The sequence below is a fragment of the Paenibacillus sp. FSL R7-269 genome (assembly GCF_000517865.1).
Classification (GTDB): Bacteria; Bacillota; Bacilli; order Paenibacillales; family Paenibacillaceae; genus Paenibacillus_AQ.
Genome location: NZ_ASPS01000051.1, coordinates 18486 through 34107, shown reverse-complemented (window position 1 = coordinate 34107; position 15622 = coordinate 18486). Strand labels below are relative to the sequence as shown.

General features: G+C 54.4%; 11 protein-coding genes and 1 pseudogene. 2 read left to right on the top strand and 10 right to left on the bottom strand.

Annotated features, from left to right (window positions below; genetic code table 11):
* From C162_RS22225 to iolG, 10 genes and pseudogenes are all read right to left on the bottom strand, one after another.
* Positions 1 to 584 (bottom strand): annotated as a pseudogene (locus tag C162_RS22225) (extracellular solute-binding protein); the annotation flags it as partial.
* A 409-nt stretch (positions 585 to 993) separates the two neighbouring features.
* Positions 994 to 3261 (bottom strand): helix-turn-helix domain-containing protein, encoded by a 2268-nt coding sequence (locus C162_RS22220; RefSeq protein ID WP_036697848.1) that lies wholly within the window; start codon positions 3259 to 3261, stop codon positions 994 to 996.
* Positions 3262 to 3903: 642 nt separating this feature from the next.
* Positions 3904 to 4800: a myo-inosose-2 dehydratase gene (gene iolE / locus C162_RS22215; RefSeq protein WP_036697856.1), complete on the bottom strand. Its 897-nt coding sequence runs from the start codon at positions 4798 to 4800 to the stop codon at positions 3904 to 3906.
* Between the two features lie 93 nt (positions 4801 to 4893).
* Positions 4894 to 6840, bottom strand: coding sequence for a 3D-(3,5/4)-trihydroxycyclohexane-1,2-dione acylhydrolase (decyclizing) (gene iolD, locus C162_RS22210; RefSeq protein ID WP_036697847.1), 1947 nt, complete (start codon positions 6838 to 6840; stop codon positions 4894 to 4896).
* A gap of 23 nt (positions 6841 to 6863) precedes the next feature.
* The gene (locus C162_RS22205) at positions 6864 to 8324 is read right to left on the bottom strand and encodes a CoA-acylating methylmalonate-semialdehyde dehydrogenase (RefSeq protein ID WP_036697844.1); all 1461 of its coding nucleotides are present in this window, start codon (positions 8322 to 8324) and stop codon (positions 6864 to 6866) included.
* 46 nt (positions 8325 to 8370) lie between these two features.
* Positions 8371 to 9381 carry a 5-dehydro-2-deoxygluconokinase gene (iolC, locus tag C162_RS22200; RefSeq protein WP_036697842.1) on the bottom strand — a complete coding sequence of 337 codons (1011 nt, stop codon included), beginning with the start codon at positions 9379 to 9381 and terminating at the stop codon, positions 8371 to 8373.
* A gap of 300 nt (positions 9382 to 9681) precedes the next feature.
* Positions 9682 to 9924: a hypothetical protein gene (locus C162_RS36110; protein ID WP_156949685.1), complete on the bottom strand. Its 243-nt coding sequence runs from the start codon at positions 9922 to 9924 to the stop codon at positions 9682 to 9684.
* Between the two features lie 232 nt (positions 9925 to 10156).
* Positions 10157 to 11167, bottom strand: a complete 1011-nt coding sequence (locus tag C162_RS22195; protein ID WP_036697840.1) for a LacI family DNA-binding transcriptional regulator — start codon at positions 11165 to 11167, stop codon at positions 10157 to 10159.
* A gap of 283 nt (positions 11168 to 11450) precedes the next feature.
* The gene (iolB, locus tag C162_RS22190) at positions 11451 to 12290 is read right to left on the bottom strand and encodes a 5-deoxy-glucuronate isomerase (protein WP_036697839.1); all 840 of its coding nucleotides are present in this window, start codon (positions 12288 to 12290) and stop codon (positions 11451 to 11453) included.
* 39 nt (positions 12291 to 12329) lie between these two features.
* Positions 12330 to 13379 carry an inositol 2-dehydrogenase gene (gene iolG / locus C162_RS22185; protein WP_036697836.1) on the bottom strand — a complete coding sequence of 350 codons (1050 nt, stop codon included), beginning with the start codon at positions 13377 to 13379 and terminating at the stop codon, positions 12330 to 12332.
* 207 nt (positions 13380 to 13586) lie between these two features.
* Between iolG and C162_RS22180 the strand changes: the two genes are divergently transcribed.
* Together C162_RS22180 and C162_RS22175 are read left to right on the top strand one after the other, a co-directional pair.
* Positions 13587 to 14573 carry an alpha/beta hydrolase gene (locus tag C162_RS22180; protein ID WP_036697834.1) on the top strand — a complete coding sequence of 329 codons (987 nt, stop codon included), beginning with the start codon at positions 13587 to 13589 and terminating at the stop codon, positions 14571 to 14573.
* 35 nt (positions 14574 to 14608) lie between these two features.
* Complete coding sequence (locus tag C162_RS22175) at positions 14609 to 15622, top strand: alpha/beta hydrolase family protein (RefSeq protein WP_036697832.1); 1014 nt, start codon at positions 14609 to 14611, stop codon at positions 15620 to 15622.

Below are 15622 nucleotides of genomic sequence, written 5' to 3'. Positions count from 1 at the left end.
CCCAGCTTCCCCAGCCAGTCCTGGCGGATGTATGAAGTGTAGCGGCCTGTAATCGCCCGTTTACCCGGAATCGCGAATTGCTTACCGTCGAGCTGGCCGAAGGCCATCGTCTCATCACCAATGAATTTTTTCAGCGTCTGGCCGTGCTCCTCGAGTAGGGAACCCACATCGGTCAGCCCGCCCTGCTGAGCGTAACGGTAGAAGACACTGGAATCATAAGTGAAGACAATATCCGGCACATCCGTATTGCTGGCCATCAGTACGTTCAGCTTGGTTACTTCCTCCGAACGCTGCACCGGAACGAATTCTACATTGATATTATTCGGATCACCGAAATTTTTCTGAATCATTTGAGACATGAAGTTATTGGTAATGGTGTATTGCTTCGGCGTTTTACCGCGGTCGAAGATCTCTACTTTTAAGGTAACGCGATCAGCGCTCTTCCCGGGTGCATCTGTACCTCCGGCTGCCGAATTCGATTTTCCGTCCGAGGAACAGCCTGCAAGCAGAGTAGCTCCCATTACTGCGGTCAAGCCGATGCCGATTGCCTTCTTCAGAACTCTTTGATTTACGTTCACTGTCATTGTTCCATCTCCCTCGCCTTAGCAGGCTATAATGGTGACTGCATGATACCCCCGAGCTTCACTGTGCCCGTACTATTAGTAATGTCCCGTTCAAGCCTGTATTCCCCTCAGTGTTCAAGGCTGCTTGTCGTTCCGGGATGACCACAGTATTCCATAACTTTCGGCGGTCTGACAATAAACCTGTTTCGGATGCGATAAAGTGCCTGAATTCGGACATCCGGTTTATCAGACCAACCATTTTCGTACAATAAACCGCTTTCATATCGGCAAAAACACAGGCCGCATCGCTATTCGCCCCCTCTTTTCAGAGGTTGGCGGAAAAGAGATGCGGCCTGGAGCTTACACGGTTGTAGCAGATAAATCCTATGCTTCACCGGCTAACGGAATTCCTTCCTTAGTGAAGCTTCCTCTAATCCTGCGGCTCCAATCTGGAGGCTGCTTCGCGGCGTCTGGAAGAACGGTAATCGCCCGGCGTGATGCCGGCAATCCGCTTGAAGACTCTGCCAAACGAAATGGCATTCCCATACCCTACTTGAAGCGCGATATCCTGCAAGGAACAATCCGTATCCACCAGCAGCTGCTCGGCTTCCTTCATCCGCAGCTCGGTGAGGAAATCCACGAACTTCATTTTGAATTCAGTCTTGAACAGATAGCTGGCGTATTTGCCGGAGACCTGGAACCGGTCACTCAGATGCTTCAATGAAAGATCAGGATTGGTGAAATTCTCTTCGATATAATCCTTCATCTCATTGACCATGGCCCGGTAGCTCTTCGTTTCGCTGGCAGAGACATAGGTACGGAATAAATCGGTGACATATTCGAATAGAATGGCCTTCACTTCATGCAGCGCCTCGGCCTCCTCCAGCTGCTTCAGCCGGACTTCTGCATTCTCCGCCGACAGCTCGTCCTGCAGCTGCTCAGACATCACCGCTACTTCCCGGCTCAGCATCTGCAGCATAGCCTGGATCAGGGAACGGATATCCTCATCCTTCAGGAAATCCTGTTCAAACGACTCGAAGATCCGTTCCAGCTGCTCCCGCCACTGGCCGCTCGACATGCGGAAATACTTCACGAATTCAGCAATCATCTGCAGATATTTATACGTCTCAAGCAGCGGCTGGCGCGCTGCGCCGCTGCCTGCCAAGACGATATCCTCATGAATCAGCAGCTTGTGCTGCATCACATATTCGGCTGCCGCATAAGACTCCCGGATCATCCCCGGCCCGGCAGCGGCGGTGCCGATGCCGAAGCTAAGCGAGATCCGCAGATTCTGCTCAACCCACGAGCGGCAATCCTCGGCGAAGACCCGGATCTTGGCCTCCATCTCCTGATCGCTGCCGGTCACCAGGAACAGTATCGCTGCGCGTTCGGTTCCCACCCATTCTGCCCATCCCTGCAGCTCCGCATTCCGTGCCAATTCCTGGAATACATTCATCAGGGCAAACTTGAGCGTATTCTGATCCCCCCGGGTATACCGGTCCTCGAATACCTGCTCGTAGCGGTTAATCTCCCCAAGCACAACGATAAAGCGCGAGGAAGCATTCGCACCGGTAAGCGGAGACAGCTCCTCCAGCCGCCGGGTCACCTGCTCCAGCCGCTCGCTGTGCAGCAGATCGGTGAACAGCTTGCTGCGCTGCAGCAGCAGGTTCTCCCTGGTTTTGGTATCATAATCGGTCATATGGTTGATTAGATTCTCCAGCACACCGTCAATCAGCATCATCTCGTCCGGCCTGTCGGTTGACTGATCCATCGTGCGGATCTGATGACCCTCAATCCGGTTCATAATCACCTGGATCGGCTTATAATTTCGCCGGGTTACATAGATCAGATACAATACCGCACAGACCACGGTCCCCACCGCAATCGCTACCCAGAGATATGAGATCACAGAAACCCAGCTGAACAGATTACCCGTCTTGATTCCGCTCTCGAACATCCAGCCGTTTCTCTCCAGCTTAATTGTGTTCAGCAGCTTACCGTCAGCCGCACCTTCCGTATCGGAATGAGCCTGGTACACGGTGTTGCCATTGCCGTCCAGAATGGTCATGAACGAGAGCTGCTGGTTAACCATGCTGTCGATGAGCTGCTCCAAGGCACTCATTTTGATATTAATGACAAGCATCCCCCCGGAGCCGAAAGGAAGCGGCATTGCTTTATTGGTAGTCAGCACACGAATTTCTGTACGCTGGGACTGATCCGAATGATAATCCCTGACCGGTTGCCAGCCTTCCGGTACTGCCGGAGTCGAAGTCATGGCCCTGATCCAGTCCTTGTCGGCGAATCCCTCCAGCTCCTTCAGCCCCGTATCGGTTAGAACGCTTCCACTCACACGGTCATACAAATACACCGACTGGATATACGAGGATTCCTGTATCAGATTGCGCAGACTCTGGGCAACCGCATAGACAGTCCCCCTGTCAGGCTCCCCCTGATTATTGAAATAGAGCTTGTAGGCATCACTCCGCTCTACCGCATCCAGCACAGACAGCTCGGCTTCCTTGATCGTCCGGTCCACACTATCTCTGAGATAGCTGGCCGAGATGAGGTCTGCCTTCTTCGTCTCCGTCCGGGAGATATCATTAATAAACACAAAGGAGGCGAAGATCAGAATCGTCACCGTCAGCAGAAATATAGGGAAATAAGACAGCAGCAACCGGCGATACCAGGAACGGAACATTCGACAATCTCCTCCACAACAATCAGGATACCCGGCCACATCCGGCCGCTTCATACACACATCGTCCAAGGCTGCTCTGTGGCGGCTCTCCGACATCAGATCTATCTCAACTGCGGCAACTTGCCAAACGGACCGCCGTTCGAATTCCTGCCATTATAGCACATGCGCTTCCCCTCCAGCTAACCAGATAAAGTCATTCTACACGCAGCCCCGTTCCCCGCCATTCTCCTGTGCTGGTACAAGCTGTAACTGCCTTCACAAACATCCAGTAACTTACCTATTAATTACTTCAGCCGCTGCCCCGGCCACCACCCTGTAAACCGCTCCGGCTCAACAGGTGGATAATTATATCTTAATTATTCGAATTCTTATGAATATACCCAAGCAAGTGGAAAAACAGCATTTAATAGTATCGATAGTGGCACTTTAGATGAAATGTGATTGGATTAAGTGCTGTTTTTCCAACTGCTGTTGTACAAAGGATTCATTTGTCCGGTAGCAGGTGGAGTAATTCCAACTAACTCCGCCCGTAGCTTCCACCTGATCTATGGATTTCATAAAAAAAACGGAGCGCGCACAGCCGCAGCTGTGCACCCCCGCATATTCCTGCCTTGCAGACATACAGGCTTCTACCCGGATTTCCTACAAACCGCTATGTTCCCGGATATACCGCCGCGCCTTGATCGCATATTCCAGCGGATCGGCCAGCGCCGGGTCCTGCTCCGCTTCGACAACGAACCATCCCGTATAGGGGGAGGCAGCCAGTTCGGCAAAAATCTCTCCGAACGCGATGCAGCCATCGCCTGGTACGGTGAAGGCTCCCGCTTTTACCGCCTGCAGGAAGCTAAGGTTCTCCGTCTTCACGCGCTGGACTACCTCCGGCCGGATGTCCTTCAGATGCACATGCTTAATCCGCGGCAGATGCTCACGCAGCACCTCCAGCGGATTCTCTCCGGAGAAGGCCAAATGCCCCGTATCGTATAGCAGCGACACTTCATTAGGATCTGTAAGCTCCATCAGCCGGGCAATCTCCGCTGCAGTCTGCACCCCGGTGCCCATGTGATGGTGATAGACCAGCGACATGCCCTTCTCGGCCGCCAGCCGCCCCAGTCCGCTAAGACCTGCGGCAAGCGCAGCCCAATCCGCCTCGGTAAATACCGGCTTGTCAGCGAACAGCGGCGTATCCATCTGTCCCTGAATGCTCCGGCCCTGCTCGGATACGACAATGACCTTGGCGCCCATCTCATGCAGGAAATCCCGGTGCGCACGGAAGGCTTCTGCTGTCTCCTCATACGGACGCACCGTCAGGAAAGCGCTGAACCAGGCACTGGCAATACTCAGACCGCGCAGTTCCAGTGCCCTATGCAAAAGCTCCGGGGAACGCGGATACTTGTTGCCCACCTCGCTGCCCTCATATCCGGCAAGCGCCATCTCGCTGATGCATTGCTCGAACGTATTGCCGCCCCCCAGCTCAGGCATATCATCATTCGTCCAGGCAATCGGAGCGATTGCAAGCCGGACGGCATTGTCTCTGAACATGCTCATGTTCTACCCCTTCCACACTCCCAAGTATGGCAGAATCCTTGATTCACTGTGCGCCGTCTGCCTGCTTCACGCACATGCAGCGCCCGCTTAGTAGCTCCGGGCTGTCTCAAGTCCGCTGCGCTTCCGGTCATAAGCCTCCTGTACGGCTTCCTTACCGGACACTTCCGCAACCCCGACATTCCACCAGGCGCCGTAGCCGTGGGTCATCGTCTTCGGCAGCACTTTGATGTCGATCAGCGTGGAGCGTTCCGACTGGCGGGCCGCCGCCAGGGCCGTGCGAAGCTCCTCAACTGTAGACGCGCGGAAGGTCTGCACTCCATAACCTGCCGCACTCGCCGCATAGTCGATCCGCATCAGCTCACCGCTGAGCTGGCCGTCCGGTTCGCGGTAGCGGAATTCTGTAGCCATACTCTCCATTCCCTGCTCCATCTGCAAGTTATTAATGCAGCCGAACCCTGCATTATCCAGCAGAAGGACGTTGATCTTCCGGTTCTCCTGTAAGCTGGTTACCAGTTCAGAATGTAGCATCTGGTAGCTGCCGTCCCCGACCAGCGCATAGACTTCACGCCCCGGCTCAGCCAGCTTGATGCCCAGCGCCCCGGCAATCTCATAACCCATACACGAGAAGCCGTATTCCATATGATAGGTATCCGGCACCTCCGAGTTCCACATCCGCTGCATATCTCCCGGCAGACTGCCCGCCGCTCCAATGACAATCGCATCCTGCGGAATAACTTCATTAATGATCCCCAGCACCTGCGTCTGGGTCAGCGAAGTGCCTAGCACCTCTGCATATTCCGGGAGCTTCTCATCGAGATGTCCAGCTACTTCCGGGGTGAACGCACCAGTGTTGTCAGTGTTCGCAATATACTCCACGCCAGCTAATCGTTCTCTCTCCGCAGCCCACGACTTCTTCGCCTGGGCGATCTCATCCGTATACGCAGAGCGGTATCCCCGCTCCTCCAGCGCTGCGGCTAAGGCGTTCAAGCCTTCGGCAGCATCGCAGACCACTGCCAGCGCGTCCAGCTTAGCCGCATGATAGGGCGAAGCGTTCAGCGTCAGAAACTCCACCTCAGGATGACTGAACAGACTCTTCGAGGCGGTGGTGAAGTCCGTAAACCGGGTACCGACGCCGATCACCAGATCGGCCTCCGGGGCCAGCGCATTCGCGCAGCCGTTGCCGGTGACGCCGATGCCGCCGAGATTATACTCGAAGCTGCTGGCTACGGCGCTTTTGCCAGCCTGGGTCTCTCCGAACGGAATGGCGAATTTCCCGGCAAAAGCGCGCAGCGCCGCTCCGGCATCCCCATACCGGACACCCCCGCCGCAGACCAGCAGCGGCCGCTGCTTGCTGGCGATCAGCTCAGCCGCAGCCGCGATCTCCTGCGGGTGAGGCAGCCGGGCGATGACCCGGTGAATCCGCTTGCGGAAGAAATCAGCCGGGTACTCCCAAGCCTCGCCCTGCACATCCTGCGGCAGCGCAATGGTCACCGCCCCGGTATCTCCCGGATCAGTCAGCACCCGCATCGCGCTGAGCATTGCCGACATCAGCTGCTCTGGCCGGGTCACCCGGTCCCAGTATTTGCTGACCGCCTTGAAGGCGTCATTGACCGTGATCGACAAGTTATACGTATGCTCCATCTGCTGGAGCACCGGATCAGGCTGGCGGGTAGCGAAGGTATCTCCCGGCAGCAGCAGCACAGGAATCTGATTCGCCGTTGCTGTTGCAGCAGCCGTCAGCATATTTGCAGCCCCCGGCCCTACTGAAGCGGTGCAGGCCATAATCTTCCGTCTGCGGCTCTGCTTGGCGAATGCGGTTGCCGCGTGAACCATCCCTTGCTCATTGCGTCCCTGGTAGACGGTCAATTCACCCGGCGCTTCCTGCAGGGCCTGCCCCAATCCAAGTACATTGCCATGCCCGAACACGGTGAATACACCGTGCACGAAGCGTTCCGGCCCTCCGCCGTAATCCACATATTGCTGATTCAGAAATTTAACCAGCGCCTGCGCTGTTGTTAATCGGATACGTTCCACTTCATGTCCTCCCTTCGCCTTGTCTACTGCCAGCGGGCAGTGACGACTTTTTTGCGCGTATAGAATTCTACCCCGTCGCTTCCGTTTGCATGAAGATCGCCGTAGAACGAATCCTTCCAGCCCGAGAACGGGAAGAAGGCCATTGGTGCAGGCACTCCAACATTGACTCCCAGCATGCCGGACTCGATATGTTCGCGGAAGTAACGGACTTTACCGCCATCATTCGTAAAGATACAAGCGCCGTTCGCAAACCGCGAGCGATTCGCAATCTCCACCGCCTGGGCCACATCCTTCACCCGGATCACCGACAGCACCGGTGCAAAAATCTCCTCCTGCCAGATCTTCATCTCCTCCGTCACCCCGTCGAACAGCGTAGGTCCGATGAAATAACCTTCTCCCTGCACCGCCGCATCCTCACGGCCATCCCTGAGCAGCTTCGCGCCTTCGGCGATGCCCTGTTCAATGTAGCTAACTGTCCGCTCCTTATGGCCTTGACGGATCACCGGCCCGAGGAACGTATCCTCCTCCAGACCATTCCCGATGGTCATGCTGTTGCACTCCCGCAGCAGGATCGAGATCAGCTCATCGGCGACTTCCTCCTGTACCGTTACCACCGAGCAAGCCATGCAGCGTTCCCCGGCAGAGCCGAAGGCCGCGTTCACTATCTGGGAGGCCGAGGCTTCCAGGTTCGCATCCGCCAGCACGATGGAGTGGTTCTTTGCTCCGGCCAGCGCCTGAACGCGCTTGAGATGGTCCGTTCCTTTTTTGTATACATATTCCGCCACCGGCTGCGATCCGACAAAAGAAATCGCCTTCACATCCGGGTGCTCCAGCAGCCCGTTCACCACCTCATGCGCGCCGTTCACCACATTCAGCACACCCTCCGGAAGTCCCGCTTCCTCCAGCAGTTCCGCAAGGCGGGCTGCCAGGAGCGGTGTCCGCTCCGAGGGCTTCAGCACAAAGGTATTGCCGCAGGCAATCGCCAGCGGGAACATCCAGCAAGGCACCATCATCGGGAAATTGAACGGGGTAATCCCGCCGACCACCCCGATTGGATAACGGTACATCCCTGACTCAATGCCAGTCGCAATATCCGGCAGCTGCCGGCCCATCATCAGTGTCGGAGCCCCTGCCGCGAATTCTACGCATTCAATGCCGCGCTGGACCTCGCCGTAAGCCTCTTTGAAGCTTTTACCGTTCTCCAGGGTGATGATCTTCGCCAGCGCTTCCCAATTCTCGACCAGCAGCTGCTGATATTTAAACAGAATCCGTGCTCTGCGCGGCACCGGTGTTGCGGACCAGCCTGCAAAAGCTGCCTTAGCCGCCGCCACCGCCCGGTCCACATCCGCTCTGCCGGATAGAGGCGTTCTGCCCAGCAGCTCACCTGTGGCCGGATTCACTACCGGTTCCGTCTGCTCCGTATCGGCTGTTACCCATTGCCCGCCGATATAATTTTTCAATACTTGTGCCGTTTGCTCTGTCATTCTGTCCACTCCTTCTGTTCTATATAAAGTCTGCTGACTCCCCTTCTTATTGCGCTCCTGCTGTAACCTCCTCGTTAGTTCGCAGAAATTCCTCCAGCTCCGCCAGGGTTGGCATAGCATCGGAGCAGCTGTGGCGGGAGATGACAATGGATGCCGAAGCACTGCCGCGCCGCATCGCCTCGCTGACACTGTGCCCGCTCATCAGACTGTGGATGAAGGCTGACGCATACGAATCGCCTGCGCCGAATGTCTTGAGGACCTTAGCCGGGAAAATCCCGCTCCGGTGGCTCCGCCCATCCGCTGTATAGCCGATCGAGCCGCTGCCGCCATGCTTAATGACCACCAGCTCTGCCTGATGCGAGAACCAGCGGGCTGCCGTGGCCTGATCATCAGCGCCAGCCAGATTGTACAGATTCTCCATCATGTCGAATTCATCACGCGTGCCGATGATGCAGTGGCTTTTCTCGGCAGCGAGGTTATAGTAGACCGCCGTTTCAGCGGCTGATGTCCAGGTATAAGGGCGGTAATCGAGATCGAAGAACACGGTCACATTATGCTTGCGGGCAAATTCCAGTGCCAGGAACACCGCTTCACGGGACGGGCTCTGCGCCAGTGCAGTACCGGAGATAAGCAGCGCTTTGGAGCTGGCGATGTATTCCTCGGAGATCTCCTCTGTGTTCAGCAGCAGATCGGCCACATGGTCGCGGTACATTAGAATGCTGCACTCCTGCGGGCTCTTAATTTCTGTAAAAGCCAGCCCCGTCACCGCACCCGTCCGGTCCACACACACCTGGCTGTCATCGATGCCATCCTTGCGCAGATAGTTGCGGATGAACCTGCCCATCTGGTCGTCGGCCAGCTTGCCGATGAAGCCGGTACGCATGCCGAGCCGCGCGGCACCGATGATAATATTGGCCGGAGAGCCGCCGACATATTTGGTGAAGGTCATCGTCTCTTCCATCGGCCGCCCGGTCTCATTGGCGTTCAAATCAATACATAACCGGCCAACAGCAACTACATCCAGCTGCCGGTCAGGGTCGAACTGTAAACCGTTCATAGTGATGCCTCCTTGATCAAGCTAGGGAAAAGGTAGTCCGTTCGGTAATACGAATGGCTGTAAATCGTTGTGAATTGGACAGTGAAGCTGTAATTCGTACAATGAAGCTATAAATCGCACAGTGAAGTTGTAATTCGTACAGTGAAGCTATACATCGCATTAGTAAGGTTAGTTTAATATGCTGCTGTAAGAATCATTTGGCGTATAACTTGGCGTGTAGGTTGAGTATTTCAACGTTTAATTGTTGCCTTTGGAACAGAATGTTTCATTTCATCTCTGGGGAGAGGGTAAGCGCTTAACCTAATTTTCTACTTTAGTATAGTTTAGAAGCGTGCTTTTGGCAATCCTCAATTTGAAAGCGATATCAATAATCGGGTGCAGGCATTGAATTGGAATATTCCCCTCGGAAAAACAGGTGGAAAAACGCAGCTTATTTCCGTGTTTTTTGACGATTAGGAGCAAGCAAGTGGAAAAACAGCAACTACTATGATTGATTTTGCCGCCGAGGTGGATATCGGGATTATTTAAGTGCCAGTTTTCCAACTACTATCCCTCCGGGGGGCAATCGTTCCTCAGTAGTTGTAGTAAATCCACTTGTTCTCCGCCTTAGCACACGCTGCTCCCTAACGGGGAGAGTCGGCTGGCAGATTGTGTTCGGTTTTTCGCATACATTTCGTATACGTCCCCACGCACACTCGCTCTTCCCCCACTACAGCACGCAAAAAAGACCCGCTCCCAGCCGCAGCCGGAACAGGTCTTGAATAAATAGGTGTGGTTAGTGCGGAACCGGCCCCGTAGAATGGCGGATGACCAGCTCGGGCATCAGCATGATTTTGCGCTTGGGGCTGGTGGAGTTGCTGATCGCTTCATTCAGCAGAAGCATCGCCTGCTCGGTCATCTCGCGCAGAGGCTGGGCGATACTGGTCAGCGTGGGATGGCAGATTTCCGCCAGCATCGTATTGTCGAAGCCCACTACGGACAAGTCGCGGGGAATCGACAGGCCGGCGCTGCGCGCCTCCTTGAGCACCCCGATTGCCAGCAGGTCATTGCAGGCAAAGATGGCGGTCGGGCGTATGTCCTGTGCCTGATTCAGCATCTCTGCCGCTGCCGTGCGTCCGTTCTCCAGCGTAGCCGAGGTGTGGATCATATTCGCCGGATTGTCAAAAGAAATCCCCGCCGCCTTCAGCGCATCCAGGAATCCCTCCACCCGCAGCCTGCTCCCCGGCAGATTGTCAGAGATCACTCCCAGCCTGCGGTGACCGAGAGAAAGCAAATATTCTGTGGCTTGATAGCCGCCTTTGTAATCATCGACGGTGACACTGTTCCCCTCCAGCATACGGATATCGGCTGAGAACAGCACGAGCGGCACATGATCGGCCACCATTCCGCGGATCAGCTCAGGGTTCCCCGTATGAGAGGCAATAATCAGGCCATCGACCCGTTTGCGCAGCAGCAGCGAGATATACCGGGCCGCCTTCTCATCGCTGCGGTCCGTACTGCAGACGATTAAGTCGCTGCCCTGCTCCTGGGCGTAATCCTCGATACCGCGGGCTGTCTCCGCAAAGAAAGGATTGGCAATATCGGGGATCATCAGCCCGATGGTCCCCGTCCGGCGGCTGGTCAGGGCAGAAGCTACCAGACTGGGCTGGTAGTTCAGCTCCTCCATGACCCGTCCTACCTTTTCCCGCGTCTTGTCGCTGATCCGGCCGCTCTTATTCAATACCTTGGACACCGTAGCGATAGAGACGCCTGCTTCCCGTGCCACATCATAGATTGTAGGTTTCATCGTTATTAAGCCCGCCTTTGCGTTCATGCCTTCTTATCCTTCGATTATAAGGAAGTCCACCTATGCTGTCTATCTATCGGGTACGTGTTTCTTCTGCAAACCAGCTATCAAAATAACCCCACAAAGTGAAGCTTTAGCTTCGATGATGACTCAGGTACTTTGCGGGGGCCCCAAAACATATAAGTTCTTATCTATCTGAAAAAGGCTCCCGCTGCCGGAAGCCCCATAATCATCCATTCGCTTGTTGCCAAGCTAGATAACCTTCTACCCTATTAGGCTCTATTCACTCTGCCGTTGACGCTGCCGCAGACCCGCTCTGTCCCGGCTTGAACAGCCACTCATGGTCGGGATCATTGTGGAACACCCACGTGCGGACAGGTCCGGCCATGACGTTAAGATAATACGAGTCATATCCCGGCGGCGCAGAGACAGGGTGATACCCCTCCGGCACCAGCACGATGCTTTTATCAGGAACAGCAATAGTCTCGTCGAGGCTGCGGTCATCATTGTAGACCCGCTGCACCACGAAGCCCTTAGCGGGATTGACCCGGTGATAGTACGTCTCCTCCAGGTAGGATTCCGCCGGCAGGTTATCCTGGTCATGCTTGTGCGGCGGATAGCTGGACCAATTGCCGCCGCCCGTGCGCACCTCGACCACCAGCAGGCTCTCAGCTACGCTGTGTTCCGGCAGGATATTTACGACTTTGCGGGTCATGCTGCCATAGCCGCGGTCCTCGATTGCCGCATCCGACGGGGTAATCAGCCGTGCCGGATATTTACCGCTTCCCGGAGCAAGGCAGACCCCAAGCTCCAGCTCTGTCAATGCGCTAACCTCATAGTGCGCTCCCGCCGGAACATATACAGCATAAGGAGCCTTATCTTCAAAGACCGACATCCGTCCGCCGATATCGGCGAACCGCTCGCCATCCACCACTACATCTGCTTTGCCCGCCAGCAGTACCAGACAGATCTCGCTCCCTCCGCTATCTCGCTCCAGAGTAGCTCCGGCCTGCATTTGGTACACCTCGAACCCGACATATTTCCATCCGGCGCTCTCCGGGCTGACCGCAGCGATACAGCCATCCTTATCCGGCGCTCCGGCCTTAATCAGTAGATCAGACATCTTCGTTCATCCTCCTCTGTCTTCAGAATCTGTATCCGCTTACAAGGCTTGCAGTTCAGAAAATCCTGCTTCCGCAGCAGTTACAGACAGCTTGACGGGAAGTCCGCTCAGATACGATTCTCTAGCTGCTTCAGCAATGAGCTGTGCGGCTTCGCCGTCACGGCCGCTGCAGATCACCGGCTCCTGTAGCCTTACCGAACGGGCAAACGCAACAATCTCCTCCATAAATGCCTGGTTATAGCGCTCCAGGAAGAAATGCTCCGGCTGATCGCGGGTAACCGAAGTCGCGGTGGATACCTCCACTGTTGTCGGGCGGCAATTGTCGGCGGTCGCTGAACCCAGCGTCCCGAAGACCTCTACCCGCTGATCATAGCCGTATACGGCCTTTCGGCTGTTGTCGATCACACAGATCGCCCCGTTCACGAACGTCAGTGTAATGACGGCGGTGTCCACATCCCCGCAACGGCCGAACATCGGATCAATCAGATTCGCCCCCCGGGTGTAGACCTCGGCCACTTCACTGCCTACCAGATAACGGGCCATATCGAAATCATGAATGGTCATATCCATGAACATCCCGCCCGAAGACCGTACATAAGCCTCACCGGGAGGCTGCGGGTCACGCGAGGTGATCTTTACAATATGCGGATCCCCCAGTTCTCCGGACTCCACCAGACGCTTCAGCTTGCGGAAGCTGGGGTCCATCCGGCGGTTAAAGCCGACTTGCAGCAGCACACCAGCGTCCTCTGCCACCTGCAAGGCCCGCTGGGTCTCTTCCGAGGAGAGGCTAATTGGCTTCTCACAGAAAATATGTTTGCCCGCGCGCGCAGCCCGCTCAATCCAGGACGCATGCGAATCGGTCGGTGTGCAGATGAACACCGCTTCAATCTCAGGATCATTCAATATATCTTCACCCGCAGCAAAAACAGAGCCAAGCCCCCTGCTCTCTGCCCAGGCCAGCAATTCCTCACTCATCATAGCTTCAGCTATGGACTTCAGCTTGAACGACGGCATCGCACGCAGATTGTCTGCGTGCAGGCGTCCAATTCTTCCCGCACCGATAATGCCAACTACAATTGGTTTAACCATGTTCGCTTATCCTCCTCAGAGGGTAAGCGCTTAACCTTCCCGAGAACAGTATACTTCATGCCAGGGAAAGCTTCAAGCAAATCTTTTCTCAACAAGATCAGATAAGCGTAGGCCAAAATAAAATAGGAAATGGATACCGTGAGATTTCTCTTTATCAATTAAATGAATCCTATATTATGCAAGTTAGAACAGGAAAAGAGGTGTCTCATGAGCAAAATTAATTTTACCGAAAGCCTTCTTCGCGTCATTATTTCTCTGATCGGACTTCCATTCACATGGATTCAAGCCGCTCTGTCCAAATATTCTCTACATAAATATAAGGCTCCAGGAGAAATGATCTCAGTGGGAGCACACCATCTTCATGCAATTGTTACCGGCAATGACACAAGTAAACTTCCGACGATTCTATTAGAAGCAGGAATGGGCGGTTGTGCTCTGGATTGGTCATTAGTGCAACCCGAATGTTCCAAGCACACCAAAGTCCTCTCCTATGACCGGGCCGGATTCGGTTGGAGTACTAAGCCCATTAAAGAGCCGACTTGTGAAGGCTATGTTTGTGATCTGCGCAAATTATTGACGCAGCTTGAATTAGAACCCCCGTACATCCTTGTAGGGCACTCCTATGGCGGAATGATCATGCGGCTGTTTGCTGCTAAGTATCCTGAAGAGGTCTCCGGGATTATTCTTGTGGACTCCACGCATGAGCAAAGATTCATAGAATCCACTTTTAATCAAATTAGATATGAAGAACGGCTGCGGCACCTGAGACGACTAAGAATGGGTTATCTTTTATCCCCTATCGGGTTGCCCCGTCTATTAAAACAACCTATTGGTGCCAAACGGCTGCCTCCACCAGTTCAACATACAGTGGATACACTCGGCTATCGAAATAATGCGTATAAAGCGGCCTATCTGGAATCTCTCTGCACTATAGAAAGTGCCCTCCAATTAATAGAGTCAGAGCCTTTAGTTCCGGAATTACCAATCATCGTATTATCCGCCGGAAGGCAAAATGAAGATTGGCAACAATCACAGAAGAAGCTCCTCCAGTTAACCGCAAATACCCGGCAGATCGTGATTGAGGATAGCTGGCATTCCATTCAACTGTATAAGCCGCAAGCTGTCGTAGATTCTGTGCTGAGTCTATTAAGAGATAATCACCGCAACCAAACAGACAAGCAGGCGTCTATTTAGTAGGAATATATATCCATTAAGAAAGGTGAGCTATAATGATTGGGAGATTCATAAAGGTTCTGGAAGGAAGCCCCAGACTCGTTATTAGCATTTTTCATCCGGCCATCGGGGGAGATCCGGTGGAGGGTATAGACCTGTACGCACCTTGCCAGGCAGAGGCAGCTAAGCTTTTGACAGAGATGGGCGTTGATCTGGACAACCTGAATGTTGCCAGTGTAACAACAGGCGGGGCATTAGCTCCAAAAACAGAAGGGTATCCCGTCATCCTCTTCTCCCCTGGATTCGGTGTTGAATGTGATATGTATCTCGGAGTGATTTCCAAGTTAGTCGCCAAAAACTACGTGGTAGTTACAATTAGCGCTCCGCGTGAGTCCGTGTTCACCGTATTTCCAGACGGCAGCTATCTCAAGCAGGCACCTGAAATGGCGGAGCTGGCAAGCAGTGACTACCCCAGCTGGTCCCGTCTGCTCCACAACCGGATTCAATTTATACACGCAGTTATGGACGTCCTTGAGATGCTTAACCGCTCCGATGATGCTGAGCTCGCCGGGCTGTTCGACCTAGCTAAGGTTGCTGTCATGGGACATTCGCTCGGAGGTGCCGCCGCCCTGGAGGCCGCCAAGCAGGATCACCGGATCAAGGCTGCTGTCCTGCTCGATCCCAGTTTTCACCTCTTACGCCGGGAAGACGTACAGTCTTCTGTTCCAGTTCTGCTGCTGCGGCAAGAAGCTTCGGCGTACCGGGAGATGGCAGCATCTATGAATGAGACTATTGCATCCGATTATATCGATGGGCAGCGCTATGCCTTCAACTCTCTGAACAATGCCCATTTCTATCGGGTAAAAGGGGCTCAGCACATGTCTTTTTCGGATATTCCGCTTCATTACGGTGATCAACACACAGTTCCCGTTCATGCCGTTACCGCAGAAGCTGCAACCGCATTCATGAAGGCGGTGTTTGATAAGGGTGCGCTGCCTCCGAATGCAGCATCTCAGCTGAGCGAAGCCGTCATTTCCATCAATTCAGAGGGTGAACCTGCAGAAACTTAG